General features: G+C 62.7%; 14 protein-coding genes. 11 read left to right on the top strand and 3 right to left on the bottom strand.

All coding sequences use genetic code 11. The features are described from left to right. Positions 1 to 139: 139 nt before the first annotated feature. From GMST_RS04060 to GMST_RS04035, 6 genes are all read left to right on the top strand, one after another. Positions 140 to 424 (top strand): DUF507 family protein, encoded by a 285-nt coding sequence (locus GMST_RS04060; protein WP_183353352.1) that lies wholly within the window; start codon positions 140 to 142, stop codon positions 422 to 424. Positions 425 to 485: 61 nt separating this feature from the next. Beyond that, entirely contained in the window at positions 486 to 758 is a 273-nt protein-coding gene (locus GMST_RS04055) for a DUF507 family protein (protein ID WP_183353351.1), read from the top strand. A 260-nt stretch (positions 759 to 1,018) separates the two neighbouring features. Next, positions 1,019 to 1,309, top strand: a complete 291-nt coding sequence (gene groES, locus GMST_RS04050; RefSeq protein WP_183353350.1) for a co-chaperone GroES — start codon at positions 1,019 to 1,021, stop codon at positions 1,307 to 1,309. Positions 1,310 to 1,377: 68 nt separating this feature from the next. Further along, a complete protein-coding gene (gene groL, locus GMST_RS04045; protein WP_183353349.1) occupies positions 1,378 to 3,030 on the top strand; it encodes a chaperonin GroEL in 1,653 nt (550 codons plus the stop codon). Positions 3,031 to 3,489: 459 nt separating this feature from the next. Beyond that, positions 3,490 to 5,199, top strand: a complete 1,710-nt coding sequence (locus GMST_RS04040) for a HEAT repeat domain-containing protein (RefSeq protein ID WP_183353348.1) — start codon at positions 3,490 to 3,492, stop codon at positions 5,197 to 5,199. A gap of 11 nt (positions 5,200 to 5,210) precedes the next feature. Then, entirely contained in the window at positions 5,211 to 6,638 is a 1,428-nt protein-coding gene (locus tag GMST_RS04035) for an HD-GYP domain-containing protein (RefSeq protein WP_183353347.1), read from the top strand. 90 nt (positions 6,639 to 6,728) lie between these two features. Here GMST_RS04035 and GMST_RS04030 read toward each other — a convergent pair whose 3' ends face one another. Next, positions 6,729 to 7,331 (bottom strand): hypothetical protein, encoded by a 603-nt coding sequence (locus tag GMST_RS04030; protein WP_183353346.1) that lies wholly within the window; start codon positions 7,329 to 7,331, stop codon positions 6,729 to 6,731. Between the two features lie 317 nt (positions 7,332 to 7,648). Between GMST_RS04030 and GMST_RS04025 the strand changes: the two genes are divergently transcribed. From GMST_RS04025 to GMST_RS04010, 4 genes are all read left to right on the top strand, one after another. Then, a complete protein-coding gene (locus GMST_RS04025; protein ID WP_183353345.1) occupies positions 7,649 to 9,709 on the top strand; it encodes a serine protein kinase PrkA in 2,061 nt (686 codons plus the stop codon). 215 nt (positions 9,710 to 9,924) lie between these two features. Next, positions 9,925 to 11,292, top strand: coding sequence for a DUF444 family protein (locus GMST_RS04020; RefSeq protein WP_183353344.1), 1,368 nt, complete (start codon positions 9,925 to 9,927; stop codon positions 11,290 to 11,292). 199 nt (positions 11,293 to 11,491) lie between these two features. Then, the gene (locus tag GMST_RS04015) at positions 11,492 to 13,117 is read left to right on the top strand and encodes a SpoVR family protein (protein ID WP_183353343.1); all 1,626 of its coding nucleotides are present in this window, start codon (positions 11,492 to 11,494) and stop codon (positions 13,115 to 13,117) included. Between the two features lie 15 nt (positions 13,118 to 13,132). Next, positions 13,133 to 15,421: a serine protein kinase PrkA gene (locus GMST_RS04010; protein ID WP_183353342.1), complete on the top strand. Its 2,289-nt coding sequence runs from the start codon at positions 13,133 to 13,135 to the stop codon at positions 15,419 to 15,421. Positions 15,422 to 15,577: 156 nt separating this feature from the next. On the opposite strand, the gene GMST_RS04005 is transcribed toward GMST_RS04010, so the two are convergent. Next, positions 15,578 to 16,762, bottom strand: a complete 1,185-nt coding sequence (locus GMST_RS04005) for a methyl-accepting chemotaxis protein (RefSeq protein ID WP_183353341.1) — start codon at positions 16,760 to 16,762, stop codon at positions 15,578 to 15,580. A 329-nt stretch (positions 16,763 to 17,091) separates the two neighbouring features. Between GMST_RS04005 and GMST_RS04000 the strand changes: the two genes are divergently transcribed. Continuing rightward, the gene (locus GMST_RS04000) at positions 17,092 to 17,322 is read left to right on the top strand and encodes a hypothetical protein (protein ID WP_183353340.1); all 231 of its coding nucleotides are present in this window, start codon (positions 17,092 to 17,094) and stop codon (positions 17,320 to 17,322) included. A gap of 100 nt (positions 17,323 to 17,422) precedes the next feature. Here GMST_RS04000 and GMST_RS03995 read toward each other — a convergent pair whose 3' ends face one another. Next, positions 17,423 to 19,498: a methyl-accepting chemotaxis protein gene (locus GMST_RS03995; protein WP_183353339.1), complete on the bottom strand. Its 2,076-nt coding sequence runs from the start codon at positions 19,496 to 19,498 to the stop codon at positions 17,423 to 17,425. Between the last annotated feature and the right edge of the window lie 13 nt (positions 19,499 to 19,511).

Raw genomic sequence — 19,511 nt, 5'->3', positions numbered from 1 at the left:
CGGCAACTGAGGAGCAGGGGGGGATTATGAGGAAACTAAGCACCGCGCCGGCCGTTTGCGCGCCAGCGGCAGCGGGAAATCAGATTGCTATTTTGCACGTTTGCCGTAGAATACGCCAACACTTTATTGGGGGGTACCGATGCGGCTTAGAGACGAACAGATCGCGCGCTTGGCTGAGAGAGTGCTGGGAGACCTGGAGCGCACCGCGCTGATCGACGAGAAACAGGGGCGTCCGGCGCTTCTGGCGGGGATCCGGGGGGCGATCGACGCGGACCTGAAGGCGGAACAGGCGCTGGAGCGTGACGCCGAAGAGCTTTTGGAGCAGTCGCTGCGGGCCATGGGGGGCGGCGCCGGCATCGACCGGCACAAGATGCTCAAGATGATCAAGGACAAGCTCGCCAAGGAGAGGAAGATCGTCCTTTAACCCGTCAACCGGCGGCCACCGCGCACCCCGGCGGTGCCGCGTCCACCACCAGGAGTCCGTCATGCAGATTACCGAAGACCGCATCTCGCACATCGCTCACAAGATCTACGACAAGCTCTACAACGACGACCTGGCCGACTTCCCCGACGAGCGGCGCGCGCTCGACTGCATCAAGGGGTCCGTCGAGGGGTTCTTCTCCGTGATGGGGCAGGTGGACCAGGCGGTCCGGGACAAGCTTGCCTCCTACAGCCAGGCCAAGGTCCCCGGCAGCCGGGAGTGGGAGATCCTCTACCAGAAGTTCTACCAGGAGGAGTTGGCCAAGAGGAAGTGGTAACGCCCCCGGCGCGGGGAAACTTGCGCTCCCTGTCGGGCCCGTGCGGATTTTTTAGCCGCGGCCTGGGTTCATGCTGGTTATCTGGCGGAAAAACGGTAAGTTATGCATCATGAAGGGCCGGTAAATTTAATTTTACCGGCCCCTTGATTTTTAAAGGCATGCTGTTTATATTTAGCAGGCGATTAGCACTCGGCAGTTTGGAGTGCTAATACTTTTTCTACTACGAGAGATCACGGATCTCAACGAAAGGAGAGTAAGGCATGAATCTGAGACCGCTGCAGGACCGTATCATCGTGAAGAGGGTTGAGGAAGCAACCATGACCGCCGGCGGGCTGTACATCCCGGAGACCGCAAAAGAGAAGCCCCAGCAGGGCGAAGTCGTCGCGGTTGGCAACGGGAAGAGGGGCGAGGACGGCAAGGTATTCCCGATCGACCTGAAGGTGGGCGACAAGGTACTGTTCGGCAAGTACGCAGGGACCGAAGTGAAACTCGAAGGTGAGGACTTCCTGATCATGCGCGAGGACGACATCCTCGGCGTTGTCGAGAAGTAATCCTTTTCGGGGCCACCCCGATGCTTTCCCTCTAACATCGCACAACATCCCAAGGAGGATATCAAACCATGGCTGCAAAGATCATCAAATTCGACCAGGATGCCCGCAACAGCATCCTTAAAGGTGTCAATACCCTGGCCGACGCCGTGAAAGTGACCCTGGGCCCCAAAGGGCGCAACGTGGTCATCGAGAAGTCCTACGGCGCACCGCTCATCACCAAGGACGGCGTAACCGTCGCCAAGGAAATCGAGCTGGAAGACAAGTTCGAGAACATGGGCGCGCAGCTCGTCAAGGAAGTGGCATCGAAGACCTCCGACGTGGCCGGTGACGGCACCACCACCGCAACCGTCCTGGCCCAGGCGATCTACCGCCAGGGCTCCAAGCTGGTCGCCGCAGGTCACAACCCGATGGAGATCAAGCGCGGCCTGGACCAGGCTGTGGAGACCCTGGTCGCTGAACTGAAGTCCATCTCCAAGCCGATCAAGGACCACAAGGAGATCGCCCAGGTCGGCACCATCTCCGCCAACAACGACAAGACCATCGGCGACATCATCGCCCAGGCGATGGAGAAGGTCGGCAAGGAAGGGGTCATCACCGTCGAGGAAGCCAAGGCGATGGAGACCACCCTGGAGACCGTGGAAGGCATGCAGTTCGACCGCGGCTACCTCTCCCCGTACTTCGTGACCGATCCGGAGCGCATGGAGGCGAACCTCGAGAACGTCTCGATCCTGATCCACGACAAGAAGATCTCCAACATGAAGGACCTCCTCCCGGTGCTCGAGCAGACCGCGAAGAGCGGCCGTCCGCTTTTAATCATCGCCGAGGACATCGAGGGCGAGGCCCTGGCTACCCTGGTAGTGAACAAGCTGCGCGGCGTCCTGAACGTCTGCGCCGTCAAGGCCCCGGGCTTCGGCGACCGCCGCAAGGCGATGCTGGAAGACATCGCCATCCTGACCGGCGGCAAGGTGATCTCCGAGGAAGTCGGCTTCAAACTCGAGAACACCACCATGGACATGCTCGGTAACGCGAAGAAGATCACCATCGACAAGGACAACACCACCATCATCGACGGCTACGGTGCCGAGGCCGACATCCAGGGCCGCGTCAAGATGATCCGGGCCCAGATCGAGGAGACCTCCTCCGACTACGACCGCGAGAAGCTCCAGGAGCGTCTGGCGAAACTGGTGGGCGGCGTCGCCGTGATCAAGGTCGGTGCAGCTACCGAAGTCGAGATGAAAGAGAAGAAGGCCCGCGTGGAAGACGCACTGCACGCAACCCGCGCTGCGGTCGACGAGGGGATCGTCCCCGGCGGCGGCGTGGCCTACCTGCGCGCCATGGCTTCCCTCGAGAAGCTGCAGCTCTCCACCGAGCAGCAGTTCGGCGTCAACGTCATCAAGCGCGCCATCGAGGAGCCGATCCGCCAGATCGCCCAGAACGCCGGCGTGGACGGCTCGATCGTGGTCGACAAGGTGAAGAATGGCCAGGGCTCCTTCGGCTACAACGCAGCCGACGACAGCTACGTCGACATGCTCGAGGCCGGCATCATCGACCCGACCAAGGTATCCCGCTACGCGCTGCAGAACGCGGCTTCCGTCGCCGGTCTCATGATGACCACCGAGGCGATGATCGCCGACAAGCCGAAAGAAGATGGCGGCATGCCGGCAATGCCGGGCGGTATGGGCGGCATGGGTGGCATGGGCGGCATGGGCGGCATGATGTAATTTGCAGCCCAGACAGCACCAGTACCAGGAAAAGGGGAATCGGCTCGCAGCCGGTTCCCCTTTTTTTTGGGTTCACTCGGGATTTCTGGGAAGCACATTCCCCCCTCCCTTGACGGGAGGGGGCCAGGGGGTGGGTGAAGCTGGTATCTGCAATGATGTGGCGCCTTCCCCTCACCCTGTCCCGCGAGGGGAGAGGGGACCCACGCGGACGGTTCTCCCGGAATTTCAGGGGGGATTTGCCTTCGCAGCCCGGCGCCGGACGGCAACCCGCCGCAGGCCGTTCGACAGGCTCATCTAGAAGGGCCTATCCTGAGCCCCTCATGAATTCGCTTCAGTTTTCCGGTAAATGAGCCGAAGATAGATGCGAAGAGCGCGAGCTTTCACCCCCCCCGACGCGCCAGGGGCACGGGCCCCGTGGTTACGAGAGAAAACCGACCCCCAGGAAGGAGCCGGCAGCGCATGGATCACCAGGAACTCCCAGCACAGACCGCACAGACGCCGGGGAAGCGCCCCGTCGCACCCCAGGAAGAGCTCCGCTCGGCGACTGAAGTCATGGTCGCCTTGCTGCGCAGCGCCAAGGGGGTGCGCATGTACCTGGCCAACAACCCGATGTTGGTCAAGTACCTCGAGGAACTCCAGGAGAAGCTGGGAGCCCACCTGGACCGTTACGGCTCCTACCCTCTCGAGGTGGAACCGTTTTCCCTGAACTACAAGGGGAGCGAGCTCTACCGCAGCGAAGACCGGCGCGACAACTTAGCCTTGCGCCTGCATGCCGACGGGATCCGGCTGGTGCAGTTTGTCCGCGGCATCGAGCCGGCAGAACTCGCCACCTTCCTGGAAGTCGCCGGCTTCGAGCGCCCGGACCGGGACGACGATGACGTGGTGACCCGGCTCTGGGCGGAGCATCTTCCCCATGTAAGCTACCTGCTCGAAGAGGACCTGGTGGGTATCGACGCCCTGGAGATCGAAAGCGAGGCGGTGGCATCCCAGCAGGAGGCCCTTGACGAGATCACCGCGTCACTCGCGAAGCGGCCGGCGCCCCCCCAGCAGATGATACCGAAGCACCTGCTCATGCTGACCGCGGAGGATGCGGGGTGGCTGCGCAAGGCGGTACAGACCGATGCCCGCCGCAACGCCGTGGACGACGTGATCACCATTTTGGCGGCCACGCTGGCGGGGGTGCAGGATCCGGCGAGCTTCGAGGAGTTCACCTCCATCACCGGGAAACTGGTGATCGACCTGTTCCGGGCCCGCCAGATCCCCCACGCGCAGCGCCTGGTCCGCTTCCTGGGTCAGCTCATGGGGCTGGGGAGCCTGCCCGCCGAAAGGCGCCAGAAGGTGGCTGACGTGCTGGAGGGGATCCTCTGCGAGGAGGTGCTGCAGGCGCTGGCGAAGACCATCAACGAGACCGAGAGTTTGAGCCGCGAGGAGCTGCGCGAGCTCCTCATGGTGTTCGGGGTTCCCTCGCTGGGCGCCATCTGCGAGCTTTTGGGGCGCCTCGAAAAGTTGAAGATGCGCAAGGTGGTCATCGAGGTACTCATCGAGCTGGGCGGCCAGCGCCCCGAGCTCTTTGCCCCGTTCCTGGCCGACCCGCGCTGGTACCTGGTGCGCAACGTGGCCCTGGTGCTCGCCCTGATCGGAGGGCCGACGGCGCTTAAGATGATCGTCGGGCTGATCTCGCACCGCGAGGTGCGCATACGCCGGGAGGTCTTGAACTTTCTGGCCCAGTCGCCGGACCCCAAGGCTCGCCCCTACCTGTTGAAGTTCCTGCGCGACGACGCAAGTGCCTTGCGCGTGAGGGTGCTGAAGATCATCGCCCAGCAGCGGCTCACCTTCGCCCTCAAACCGCTGCTCGCCCTGGCCGCGAGCGAGGAGCTCAAAAACCGCGGGATGGAGGAGCGGCTGGTGCTGTTCGAGACGCTGGGGGAGCTGGGCTCGGTGCAGATGGTGCCGCTGTTTAAGGAGATGCTGGTGAAAAAAAGCTGGTTCAAGCGTTCGGTGTCCAAGGAGAGCGCGCAGTGCGCCGTCGCCGGGCTTTTGAAGGTCCACCACGACTCGGCCCGCCAGCTTCTCGAGGAGCTGCGCCGGCAGGGCGGCTCCGAGTTGCGGAGCGTCATAGACCAGGCGCTCCAGGCGCGGCACGACGACGCCGGAACCAGCGCGGCCTGAGGGGAACCGGGATGGTGGCAAACAGACGCGACGAACTGGTGCATCTGGGCAAAGGGCTGATCGGCAGGCTCTTTGTCCTGGTGAAGACCTCGCAGAACTACCCCCCGGGGCACGCGGCGCTGGAGTCGCCGGTGGAGGACCTGCTCAAGGTGGCGGGGGAGATCCGGCGCCGGAACGAAGAACCGCTGATCCGGGTCAAGGGGCACACCCTGTACCTGGGAGACGTCCGCCTCAAGCCCGACAGCGGCGCCTTCACCAGCTTCGGCTTCATCCTGGAGGAGTTCGCCCGGCAGGGGGTAGGGGGAGTTGGCTTCGGCGAGGAGCTGACGGCGCGAGGCCTGCAGAGGTTCGTCTACATCTTAAGGGAGTTAGAGGGCGGGGGGAACGACCGCTACAGCCGGATCCTGGACCGGATGCAGCAGCTCGGCATCGTCGGGATCGAGCTGGAGGCGCAGCCCGAAGAGACGCCCAAGGTGCCGGTGGACCAGCTGCACCTGCGCCTGGAGGGGCTGAAGGCGCGGCTTTTGTATCAGCGGGCTGCCGAGGCCATCTCCGGGGAGATGGCCAATGCCGCGGCGGGAAAGCAGCTGCGCCTGCGCTCGGCCAAGCGGGTGGTGCAGCAGATGATCGACCTCATGGTGCGCGACGAGGCGAGCCTGCTGGGGACCTGCACGCCGAACCGCGACTGGGCCACCCGCAGTCACGCCACCAACGTCTGCATCCTGTCGCTTGCCGTGGGGCGGCGCCTGGGGATATCCAAGTTCACCCTCTCCGAGTTGGGGATGGCGGCGCTGTTCCACGATATCGGCCGGGCCGGATTCCCCGAGGAGCTCTCGGAGCGCGAGCCGGCGCTGCTGACCGGCGAACAGCGGCAGCAGTTGGAGAGCCATCCCCTGGCCGGGGTGCGCAACGTGATGCGCTCCCGCGGGATCGACAGCCTCACCTCGCGCATCGTCACCGGCGCCTTCGAGCACCACCTCTTGGCCGACTTCTCCGGCTATCCCCGGTACCCTTACAAGCGGCTCGGGCTGTTCGGCAGGATCATCAGCATCGCCGACCGCTTCGACCTGCTCACCACGCTCCCGCAGGCCAACGGGGTTCCCTTCCCGCCGGAGACGGCGCTGCGCTACCTCCTGACCCAGGCCGGCAAGGCCTACGACTGGGGGCTGGTGAAGCTGTTCATCGGCTGCCTGGGGCTGCACCCCGTCGGCTCGCTGTTGCAGCTGGATAGCGGAGAACTGGCGGTGGTGGTGGGGAACCACCGCGACCCGGACCGCCTGGGTTCCCCGCGGGTGAAGGTGATCGCCGACCCGCAGGGGCGGGAGGTGGACGGGGCGGTGCTGGACCTGGCGGACCCGGCGGTGGGGCGCAGGATCGTCGGGACCCTGGACCCGAACCGGCACCAGATCGACGTGAGCCGGTACCTGCTGGCGGGGTAGGGGAGACGGCTTGAACAACGAAAAAGGGGAACCGATTCTGGTTCCCCTTTTCTGTTTCCGGCCCTCGCGGCCGGGCTGTTTGGCAGGCAGCTAGAAGAAGTCGACCCTCAGCTTGGGCGGGAAGTTGGTCTCGTTGATCTCGATGATGCCAGGGAGGACGGGGCCGAGATCTTCCATGATACGCACCTGGAAGAAGTTGCCCCGGCTCCATGCCGTCCTGACCAGCGGCGTAACCGGGATGTCGATGTAGCCGCCGTTGATGCCCAGGTCGATCGGCCTGATCGTGTCGAGTACCACGGCAGTTCCGATTGCCGGGGTGTTGAAGTCGGAGGTGATCAACGGGGGAGGGAACTCCACCAGCTCTATGCGGATGGGGACCGACGCCCCGCCCGGCTGGATGCTGTTGATGTAGAGCCGCAGCGCGGCAAAGTCGATGGCCGCGTTCGGGGGAAGGCTGGTAAGGTCGAAATCGAGGAAGGCTCGTGTCTCCGTAGCGCCCCCTATCGGATCGATGCCGGCGAACACACTGGCTGTCCCGAGGAAGGGTGGGGTCCCGTTGACGATGTAACCATCGACAGTGGCGCTGCTCGTAATCTGGGTGGTGAATACCGTTGGGCCGTTGTTACTGCTGCCGCACCCCGTGAGGGTCACGGCGAGTAGGACAGCAAAGACCGCCGAAAGTTTTTTCCACATGATTCCCTCCATCCCTTATTTCTCATGATGCCGACACTGTCTGAATAGTAACAAACACTGGTTAAAACGAAAGCGGTTTTTCGTGCTTTCTTGCCATCTCGCCGTCACCTTGTTGCACTGCGTGCCATGAGGGATACAATAGGAACCTAGTTCATTAGTGGTCCGATTAGAGGGGTTCTCTAGTTTCTCATGAAGGCTAAGTCCAGTCGCAGCGGCGAAAAAAAACGGCATAAAAATAGGGAAAGGCGTATCATTTTTTCGAGAGCTTGGAAATCAATGAGAGAGACACCTTGAGCAGTATGACGCGGAGGAAAACCATGACTGCGCAGAAGAACAACTCGCTCCGGCAGCACCTTACCGCCGTCAAGGCAGGGGAAAGGGTCTTTGAGAACGCGTTCCAAGGCATCAGCCGCATGATCCTGGAGCAGGGTTTCGAGAAGGTCGTGGTGAACGCTAAGACCACCTACGACTTCAACATCTTTCGCACCGGACGCAAACACACCATCGGGATGTACGACGAAATCAACAGCTTCGTCTCGTTCGTCAAAGATGCGGCCGAGGGGGGCTCCAGCAAGGAGATGGCCTTCGTGCTGGTCGGTGAGCCGGGCAACGGCAAGACCTTCTTCGTGGAGTTCCTCTGCGCCCAGTACCGCAACTTCCTGGCCCGCGAGCGAAACCGCAAATACAGCTTCCGCTTCCTCGACATGGACAAACTGGGGACCTACGGGAAGATCCGCGAGATCGACTCGCAGACCTACGAGGACCCCATGATCCTGGCCATGAACTTCTACGACAGCGTCGAGGAAAACCGGCGCTTCCTCACCGAGCAGGGGGGCTTCACCGAGGACGAACTGGACCTCTTGTACCGGAACTACCGTCCCCTGGGGGCCTGCAGCGGCTACATCTGGAACGACATCCGGCAGCACGCCGACGACAACCTGGAGACGATGCTGGACCAACTCGCGGTGATCCCGGTGCCGATGAGCGAGAGCCTGGGGACCCTGACCGGCAAGTATCCGGCCAAGGACAAGATCACCTCCTCGGCGGTGGACCTCCTGGGTGAGGAGTCGATCCAGCGGCTGTTGCACATCACCGACACCAACAACCCGTACCGCTTCGACTTAAGGCGCGGCGCGCTGGCGCGGGTGGCGGGCGGCGGCATCCACTTCTCGGACGAGATCTTCAAGAACAAGAAGGACCTGGTCCAGGTCTACCTCGGTGTCATCCAGAACCGCGCCATCGAGATCGACGGCTACAAGTGGCCCATCGACTCGATGATCATCGCCACCAGCAACAACTCCGAGTTCAACCGGTTCCTGGCCGAGAAGGAAGAGGCGCCGATCGTGGACCGCTGCCGCATCTGCTACGTGTCGCACAACACGAACTACCGGATGCAGGAAGGGCTCACCTCCTACGCGATCGGCTCCGACTCGAAGACCACGCTGACCAAGGAGACCCTGCACCAGGACCCGAACCTGAACTACGCGGCGTCGGTCGGCGTGGTATTGACCCGGCTCCCCAGGAGCGAGAAGCTGACCCCCATCGAGACCATGAAGCTCGCGGCCGGAGAGGTGGCCGGCGAGAAGAGCATCAAGGCGCTCGCCGAGGTGATCGACGCCCTGGGACAGGAGCCCGACATCACCAAGCGCTTCGGGCAGCGCGGGTTGGGGCACCGCTCCTTGGGGCGCAGCATCCAGATTCTCAAGGAGAGCTCGGACACCAACGAGGGGCGCTGCATGGTCGCCTATGACATCTTCAAGGCGCTGGAGCGGGTGGTGCTCGACTACGTGGTGGACACCAACGAGCGGGCCAAGTACCTGGAGGACCTGAAGACCGGCAAGAAGCTCTACCGCGAGCGGATCATGACCGAGATGTTCAACGCCTACATGGACGAACCGATGGCCATCCGCAAGGACGTGCAGAACTACGTGAACATGATCATCGGCATCGACGCCGAGAACCTGGGGCCGGACCGGATGTGGAAGTACAAGGATCCCCAGACCGGCGAGCTGAGGGCGCTTAAGATCGACGAGCGTTACGTGAAGAGCGTCGAGGAGCGCATCGGCTTGAAGACCGAGGAGCAACGCGCCTCCTTCAGGACCTCGATCCGCAAGATCTACGGCCAGAAGATCTCGGTCGATCCCAACTACGACTTCATGGACAACCTCGAACTGGTGAAGGCGGTCACCGACGTGCGGCTCAAGTCGGACATCGCCGGTGCGGGGAGCCTGATCGGCGCCCTGGCCAACCGGACCAACGAGGAGAACCAGAAGCTCTACGACCGGATGATCGTGACCATGCTCGGCAAACTCGGCTACTGCCGCACCTGCGCGCAGAAGACCATCGAGTACTTCTGCACCCAGGAGGATGAGAGCTAGAGGCAGGGGCTAGGGGCTCGAAGCCCCCTCCACTTGCGGGAGGGGGCCGGGGGATGGGGGAGGTTGCCACGGAGTGACACTCACCTTGGGGCCGCTCCCCCTCACCCCGCCCCCCCGCCAGGGGGGAAGGAGAGTTGGTCAGAGGTTACTGGAGCCCTGAGAAGTCAAAGGTCCACTTTGAGTAGGGCAATTGTCAACGAGGGCGGATGGACGCCATGAAAGATCCGGAAAAATACCTGGAAGAGCTGAAAGCCAAGGGGCTGGACCCGGAACGCGCCGAGCGGTTCGCGCGGGAGCTGGTCCTGCCGGAACACCGTGAGATCTACACCGGTGACCGCGGCGGACCGTTCCCTCTCTTCTCCCGCGGGCTCTACACCTGGCAGGACTTGGCTGTCCTGCAGGAGCAGGAGCGGGTGGCGAACCCCTTCACCATGCAGATGAAGGCGCTTGACGAGCTCTTGGAGCGGGACCGGCAGCGCGAGAAGGACGGCTTCCCCCGCAAGATCAAGGTCGGGCGCCTGGTGAAACCGGGTAAAGGGGGGAAAGGGAAGATCGTGGTGGTCCCCTCGACCGAGGAGGAGAAGTTGGTCCACGACCCGACCCTCCGCCCCCCCGGCGAAGGGGGATCGACCGGCGGGGCCGGCAAGGGCGAGGAAGGGGAGGTCATCGGCGAACAGAAGGTGCGGGAAAGCGGCGAGGACTCGGGGCAGGGGCCGGGCCAGGGCGAAGGGGAGGCCCACGAACTGGACACCTCGGCCTACGAACTGGGACGGGTGCTCACCGAGCAGTTCCAGCTCCCCAACCTGCGCGAGAAAGGAAAAAAACGCTCCTTCACCCGTTACGTCTACGACCTTACCGACCGCAACCGCGGCTCGGGGCAGGTGCTGGACAAGAAGGCGACCTTAAGAAAGCTCGTCGAGACCAACATCGCGCTGGGGAACCTCCCGGACGTGGGGGACATCGACCCCAGCCGGTTTCTGATCTCGCCGCGCGACAAGGTGTACCGGATCTTCTCCATGGAGAAGGACTACGAGCCGCAGGCCATGGTCTTCTTCCTGCGCGACTACTCCGGTTCTATGGCCGGCAAGGTGACCGAGCTGGTCTGCACCCAGCATGTCATGATCTACAGCTGGCTTCTGTACCAGTACGCGGGGCAGGTGGAGTCGCGTTTCATCCTGCACGACACCGAGGCGAAGGAAGTCCCGGACTTCAACACCTACTACAACTCGCGGGTGGCCGGCGGTACCGAGGTGGCCAGCGCCTACAAGCTGGTGAACGAGATCGTCGCCAAGGAGAACCTGGCGGCCGACTACAACATCTACGTGTTCCACGGCACCGACGGCGACGACTGGGACACCGGCGGCGACAAGTCGATCCCCGAGCTGGTGAAGATGCTCAGCTACGTAAGCCGCATGGGGGTGACCATCGCCGAGCACAGCGGCACCCAGTGGACCGAGGTGGCGCGCTACCTGGAATCCTCGGGGCTTTTGCGCGACAAGGCGGACCTGCTGCGCATGGACGTGATGACCGAGGACGCCGAAGAGGCCCGGGTCATCGACGGGATCAGAAAGCTGATTTCGTAGGGGCGAATCCCCCCTGTCTCCCCTTTTTCAAAGGGGGGACGCGAGGTCAGCAGCGGCGTCAGGGCGGCTTCCCCCTCACCCCGACCCTCTCCCGCCAGGGGAGAGGGAGGACGGTAGGGGCGAATGATCATTCGCCCGGGGCTGTTGCCTCACCGGGAATGCCGAAATTGAATGGAAACAAGATCATCCAGAGGCTGTTATGGAACTGATCAACCAACATACCAAAGAGATCATGGAAGGGTGCAAGGTGCGGGCCCGCGAGGCGGGGCTCTCCTTCACCGACGAGACCCTGGAGTACATCGTCACCAACCGGGACCTGATCGAACTCTCCCCCAAGGTGATGATCCCCACGCTCTACGACTACTGGGTGCACGACGTCGAGGTGCTGCGCGGCAAGGGGGAGTACGAGCTCTACCCGCACAACCCCTACGAGACGGTGATCAACACCCGCCCGGCCATCTCTTTCTACAACGACAACAACCCGGACTGGCTGAACGTGATGATCTTCTACCACGTGCTGGGGCACATCGACTTCTTCCAGAACAACCACTGCTTCCGGCACACCTGGGAGTACGACTTCACCGGCGAGGCGCTCTCGGACAAACGGGTGATCGCCAAGCTGCGCGCCGAAAAGGGGCGCTGGGTCGACTACATCCTTGAGTTCGCCCGCTCCATCGACAACCTGGTGGGCTACCACGAGGAACTCTCGCCGCTTCTGGCGCCGAGCGACGCGGAGTGCTCGGCACGCCTCAACTACTACTTCGACGTTTTCCTGCAGGCGGTCAAAAAGGTCCCCATCGGCGATTACCTGAAAGAGGTTGCGCACTTCAACGAGCTGGTGCAGGCGCACGGTTCCGAGCGCGGCGAGCAGCTCTTCTTCGCCGATGTGGTCGCCAAGTACCCCGAGCTGGACGCCCACTTCGCCAAGAACGCCGGGGTGCAGCACCGCGAGCGCCACGACCTCCTGCGCTTTTTGATCGAGAACTCCGAGTTCCTGGCGCGCGAGGAGAACCAGTGGATGCGCTCGGTGCTCGAGGTGGTGCGCAAAACCTCGATCTTCTTCCAGCCCCAGATCCGCACCAAGATCATGAACGAGGGGTGGGCGAGCTACTGGCACGAGAAGCTCTTTTTGGAGGACGACCGGATCAAGGGGCACGAGGTCGACTTCGCCAGGGTGCACGCCGGCGTCACCTCCCTGCCGCGGGTCGGCATGAACCCCTACGCGCTGGGGATGCGGCTCATGCAGTTTTTGAAGGAAGCGGGAGACGCCGGTCGGGTGGGGTACGATTTCCACCGGCTCACCGACGTCGAGGCGCGCAAGAACTACAAGATGGACGCAGGCCTCGGCGACCAGATGATCTTCAAGGTGCGCTCCGAGCTCTCCGACTTCCTGTTCATCAAGTACTTCGTGGACCAGGAGTTCACCGACCGGCACAACCTTTTCGTTACCGGCAAGCGCCTGGACCCCCAGCGCATGGTCTGGCAGTACTACGTGAAGAGCCGCAAGGCCGAGGATTACCGCGACATGGTGCTGGCCTCTTTGTACCATCCCCCCTACATCGAGATCGCTCCGGAGCGCGGGGAGAACGGGACGCTGTACCTGGTGCACCACTTCGAGGGGAAACAGCTGGTGCAGGAGTACATCGCCAACACGCTGGTGGGTATCGAGTTCCTCTGGGGGAACGAGGTCCAGTTGGAGACCAGCGAGGCGGTGGTGGACGCGCCGCGCGGCGCGGGCCGGGAGGGGGCCGAAGAGCCGCAGATCACCTGGCAGCGGGTGCTCTACACCATGAAGAACAAGACTTTGAACCGTAAGACCCTGTGACAGGCGGGACAAGCCATGCCAGATATCGAAACCGTACTCAAACAGCTAAGCCGCACCATCGTGGAACGGGAAAAAGGGGGCGCGATCTCCTACCAGGAGTACATCAAGCTGGTGGCCGAGCACCCGGCGCAGATGATGCGCAACGTTTTCCAGCTGTTCCACGACATGGTGAAGACCTACGTGAGCCAGGGGATCGACGAGTACCCGGATGACCCCGAGTCGATCAACTTCGCCAGCTTCGACACCAGGCGGCTCTTCGTGGAGAACTCGGACCGTCCCTTCTTCGCCGACCGCCTCTTCGCGAACCGGCTCATGAACCATGTTGCCGCCATGAAGAGCGGGGCGCGCCAGAACAAGATCTACATCTTCGAGGGGCCGCCGGGCTCCGGCAAGAGTACCTTCCTCAACAACCTGTTGATGAAGTTCGAGGAGTACGCCAACACCGAGGCCGGGCGCACCTACGAGGTGGTCTGGCACCTGGATCGGCGCATCCTGGGGCGCTTCAAGGAGCACCAGGTCGGCGCCTTCATGGAGAAGCTCTCGCACCTTTTGGACGAGTACGAGCTCGACCCGCAGGACTTGAGCGAGGCCAAGGGTTCGCTGCACCGAAACGACGTGGTGGAGATCCCCTGTCCGTCGCACGACAGCCCGCTCCTCATGATCGACAAGGGGCAGCGCCGCGCCTTCTTCGACGACCTGTTCAACAACGATTCCTTCAAGTGGCAGCTCTTCACCGAGAAAGAGTACGACTGGGTCTTCCGCGACTCCCCCTGCACTATCTGCAGCTCGCTCTTCCAGGCCCTTTCGGCGCGGCTCGAGGATCCGGCCGATCTCTTCAAGATGATCCAGGTCCGCCCCTACCGGTTCAACCGGCGGCTGGGGGAGGGGATCACCGTATTCAACCCCGGCGACAAGCCGATGCGGATGAACGTGCTCACCAACGAGCTTTTGCAGAAGCGGATCGACCATCTCCTGGGCGACTCCAACGAGGTGAAGTACCTCTTCTCCAACTTCGCCCGGACCAACAACGGCATCTATGCCCTCATGGACGTGAAGTCGCACAACGCGGAAAGGCTTTTGGAGCTGCACAACATCATCTCCGAGGGGATCCACAAGGTCGAGGACATCGAGGAGAACGTCCGCTCGCTCTTCATCGCGCTCATGAACCCCGAGGACGAGCGTTCCATCGAAGGGGTGCAGTCCTTCACCGACCGCATCGAGTTCATCAACATCCCCTACGTAATGGACCTCAATACCGAGGTGGAGATCTACCGGAACATCTTCGGCAAGCATATCGACGGAGGCTTCCTGCCGCGCGTGTTGCACAACTTCGCCCGGGTGATCATCTCCACCCGCATGAACATCAAGTCGGATGCGCTCCTCGAGTGGATCGGGGACCCCGAGAAGTACCGGCTCTACTGCGACGAGCACCTTCAGATCCTCAAGATGGAGATCTACACCGGGCACATCCCGGAGTGGCTCACCGAGGAGGACCGGAAAAGGCTCACCGCCAAGCGGCGCAAAAAAATCATCGCCGAGAGCGAGCACGAGGGGGACCACGGCTTCTCCGGGCGCGAGTCGATCAAGATCTTCTCAGATTTCTACGCGGCCTATGCGCGCAAGGACAAGATGATCAACATGAGCCACCTCTCCACCTTCTTCCTGCGCTGGAGAAAGGAGCTCAAGGAGCTGATCCCCGAGGGGTTCATGGAGAGCCTGGTGCACAACTACGATTTCGTGGTGCTCCAGGAGGTGAAGGAGGCGCTCTACTACTACAACGAGGCGCAGATCGAGCGCGACACCCTGCACTACATGTTCGCGGTCAACTTCGAACCCGGTTCCGTAGAGATCTGCCGGTTCACCGGCGAGCGGCTGGAGATCACCGAGGAGTTCCTTTCGGCCATCGAGGGGAGGCTTTTGGGGCAGAAGGCGGACGAGGAGAGCCGGCAGCGCTTCAGAAGGGAGACCCAGAAGGAGTACACCGGCCGGGCGCTCACCCAGGAGATCCTGGTAGAGGGGAAAAAGCCGCAGGAAACTGCGCTGTACCAGGACCTGCACGACCGTTACGTGTACAACCTGAAGGAAAAGGTGCTGGAGCCGTTTCTGGAGAACGCCAACTTCAGGCGCGCCATCAAGGATTACGATACCGAGGCCTTCAAGACCTACGACAAGCGGATCCGCGACGACGTAAGCTTCCTGATCAACAACCTGAGTTCCGACAAGTTTAAGTACACCAAGCAGGCGGCCAAGGAGATCTGCGTCTACGTGATCGACAACGACCTGGCGCGGAAGTTCCATGTGTGAGAAAGGCAGGGACTAGGGGCTGAAAGGCAGGGGCTGGGGACCGGAGATCTGGGACTAGGGAGAGGCAAAAGCGGGAAGTAAAACGGGCAGGTCGCCGAAATGGCGCCTGCCCTTTTTTGTTTGACGGTCGGTGCTGGTAATAGGTCGCCCTTGGGCTCACCCCACCAGCTTGAACCGGTTCACCACGGTGTTCAGTTCGCGGGCCGAGTGCGCCAGGTTGGCCGCGGCCTGCTCGGACTGGTGCGCACCCTGGGCAGCATCGTGCACCACGCCGGTGATCTGATGCATGCTCTCGGTTATGGTCGCGCTGGTCGCGGACTGCTGCTCCACCGCGGTTGCCACCTGGTCGACGTATTCCAAAAGCGGTGCAATCTGCTCCTTGATGAAGGTTATGGCCTGGTTGGAGTGCTGTACGTCCTCGCTGCCGGTCCGCACACTCTCCGCACTGCGCTCCATCGAGTCGACCACCTTCTTCACGTCCCCCTGCAGCGCCCCGATGATGGACTGGATCTCGCGGGTCGCCGCGGTGGTACGCTCGGCAAGCCGGCGCACCTCGTCTGCCACTACCGCGAAGCCGCGTCCCTGTTCGCCGGCACGGGCCGCCTCGATGGCAGCGTTCAGCGCCAAGAGGTTGGTCTGGTCGGCGATGTCCTGGATGGCTACCACGATGTCCCCGATACGCTCGGAGTTGGTCCCCAGCGCCTTCACGTCGTCCATGGTATCCACGACGCTTTTCTCGATGGCACCCATCATGGCCGCCATGTGTGCGATGGTCTCGTCACCCTTGCGAGTGGCGCTCTCGGTGCTGCCGGCGCGCTCGGCCATCCGCTGGCAGCTGAGCGCGATGTCGCTGCTTACCGTCGCCATCTCCACGACGGCGGTCGACACCGAGTCCGACTGCTGCGAGGCGCGCCCGGTCCCCTCGGCTATCTTGCTGGAGGTGGCACTCAACTCGCCGGAGGCGCTGGTCAGCTGGGTTGCCGTGGTCTGGATGCCGGAAATGATGCTGCGCATCGATTCCTGCAGGTGCTGCAGGGAGCGGAGCATCTTGCTGATCTCGTTGTCGCGGTTGATGACGATGCGCTGGGTGAGGTCACCGTTGGCCATGGTTTCCAGGTACCCCACCGTGCGGATCAGCGGCGAGCGGATCGACCAGATGTTGAGTCCCCCGAACACCGCGCCCAAAAGGATGAAGATGACGCTAGACCCGTAGCGCAAGAAACCGGAACCGAATTCCGCTGCCAGGGCCGCCGCTATGATGCAGAAGCTGTAGCAGACGCACAGCAGAGTGAGCCGGAATCTGATGCTCATGTTGAGGTAGAAGTTAACGAGTTCCTTCATGTTGCGGCCTCCTTGGGCGCGGACCTCGGGCGGGAGTGCTCCGGTGCGGACCGCGGTTCTCTCATGAACTTATCGGCAGCAGCTGTCCCGACTTAAACGGTACCCAGCGCGTGCAGGAAAAAGTAAGTGGAATCTGCAGGCTTACACGGTTTCGTCAGGGAGGGCACGCCGATCCCATTCTCATAAAAAACGCTTGCATGCATTTGCTAATCTGTTATAAGGATAAAAAAGACCGACATGGTCCTGTTAGCGGGGGCAAAGGGAGGTACCTGATGGAACCGATACTGATATGCGCTCTGGCAGTGGTGATATACGGAGGGTTGGTTACCTTGCGCGATCTGACGCGCGATCTGGGAGGGGAAGGTATCCGGGTGAGTAGCATCCTGGCTGGCTACGGGAAAAGGCTCAGAACCAAGGTGGTCCATGCGGGGCAGGACTTCTTGGGTTGGCTGGCACCGCCGCGGCAGCTGGTCAGCTACCGGTACGCACGTACCACGGCCCCGCTTTCCTACAGCTCTGCCGTGCAACACGCCGCGCAGCAGAGGATCCGCATGAGGTAAGTAATGAGGCGAAGTCAGGAAGACGGCAGCTGCTGAACTGGGGGGGGCAGGGACGTTCAGGTTTTGCCAGCCCCTAGTCCCCAGTCCCTGGCCCCTGCCTTTACTCCCCGGTCCTGAAGGCGGCCATCTCCTGCTGCAGCAGGTCCACCTGCGCGGCGAGCCCCTGGACCGCCTCGCTCAGGCCGTTGCTGGCGGCCAGGTTGCCGTCGGCTGAATGGGTGATGGTCTCCATCTCGCTGGCGATCCGTACCCCGAATCCGCGCTGGGCCACGCAGGCCTCCTTGATCCGCTCCACCATCGCGGTGACCCGCTCGGTAGCCTGGGCGATGTCCGCGCTGGCGCTGTTGTGCTCCCGGGTCGAGTTGCGCACCTGGTGGTTCAGGCTCTTCATGCGCTCCACCGTGGCGACGATCAGTTCGCCCCCCTTCTCCTGCTCGCGGGTCGCGTTCCTGATCTGCAGCACCATGTCCGACATGTCCTCCATGGCCTTCATGATCATCTGGCCGCCCTTCCCCTGCTCGACGGTGGCGCGTGCGATACCCGCCGCGTGATCGGCCGAGAACTTCACCCGCTCCACGATCCGCTCCAGTGCCACCCCCGAGGTGCGTGACAGTGCCGCTCCCGAGTCGATGCTCGCCTGCGCCTCGTGGATGGTCTGCACGGCGGTCGCGGTCTTCTCGAGCACGTCGTTGATTACTTTGCCGATCTCGACGGTGGAGGATTTGGTCTGGTCGGCGAGCTGTTTGATCTCCCCGGCAACCACCGAGAAACCTTTGCCGTGCTCGCCCGCCTGGGCGGCGATGATGGCGGCGTTCAGCGCGAGCAGGTTGGTCTGCGAGGTGATCCCGTCGATGACCCCCAGGATGGCGCTGATGCCGGCGGCGCTTGAGGCCAGCGCCTCGATCACCTGGGCGGTGTTCTGCGAGGCGCTGCGCATCGCCTCGATGCCGGAGATGGTCGCCTGCACCGAGTTGCGGCCGGCCTCCGCCTCGACCAGGACCTCCTGGGAGATGCGCGCAGTGGTCTCGGCATTTTCCCCGACCTGGCGGATGGAGTAGTCCATCTCCATGATGGACGAACCGGTGGTGGAGGAGACGTCCATAAGCCCCTGCACGCTCATGGCGATCTGCTTCACGGCGGCGCTCATCTCGGTGACCGACGAGCTCACCTCCTCGACCGCGGCTGCCAGGTTTTCCATGTTGAGAGTGACCTCTTCGACGCTGGCCCGCATCTCGAGGGTCGACGACGAGGTTTCGGCTGCGGAGCCGGCCAGGACCTCGATCCCCTGGCTGACCAGCTGCACCGAGGCGAGGATGTCCTCCACCGCCTGGGAGGCCTGGGCGACGGCGCGGGACTGGGTGCCGGCACCTTCGCTCACCTGGAGCGCTGAGGCGGAGACGGTCTCGGAGATATCGGAGAGCGAGTGGCAGCTCGCGTTGATGTGGCGCACCATGCTGTTGAGCCCGGTGACCATGGCCTGCTGGGCGGTCAGCAGTTTCCCCAACTCGCCGCGGCTTACCTGCTGCCCCCGTGCATCCTCCAGGGTGAGGTCGCCGGTGGCAAGCCGGTCCGCCAGCGCCGCCGCCTGCTCGACCGGTCGGGCGATCTTCCTGCTGATGATCAGGCTGGCGACCGAGAGGGAGAGGATGATGACGGCCCCGCACCCCACGTTCCACTTCAGAAAGCTCGCCTTCAACTGGTCGAAGTAGTCGGCCTTGTTCACCCCCGGCACCACCCAGACGTTCCAGGCCGGAACGTAGCGGTAAGCCACGATCTTGTCCTGCCCCGTGGTCCGCGCCGTGTACTCGTAAAAGCCGCTGCCGCGGTGCTTGCGGATGTAGTCGATGTGCGGCTGGCCCGCCAGGTTCCTCCCTTCCTCCTTGTAGTGCACCACCAGCGTACCGCTCTCATCGAGCAGGAAGGGGTAGCCGCTCTTGCCGATCTTCACCTGGTAGATGGACTTCTTGAAGCCCGGGTCGTTCAGCGCGTCCGGCTTGATCGAGGCGACATAGCTGACGCTCTTCTCAAGCGCATCGGCCACCGCGGCGACGTCCGTTTTCATGATCGTCTTGATTTCATTGACGGCAAGGAAATAGGAGAGCGACACGCTGAGGGCAACGGCCAGAAAACCCAGGGCGGAGAGGAGGGCAAGCTTCGCTTTGATGCTGGTGAACATGGCGTCCTTGTGC

It is taken from the genome of Geomonas silvestris, assembly GCF_014193515.1.
In the GTDB taxonomy this organism is placed as follows: domain Bacteria; phylum Desulfobacterota; class Desulfuromonadia; order Geobacterales; family Geobacteraceae; genus Geomonas; species Geomonas silvestris.
Note: the sequence above shows the minus strand (reverse complement) of the source record. Positions and strands in the feature narration are given on the sequence as shown.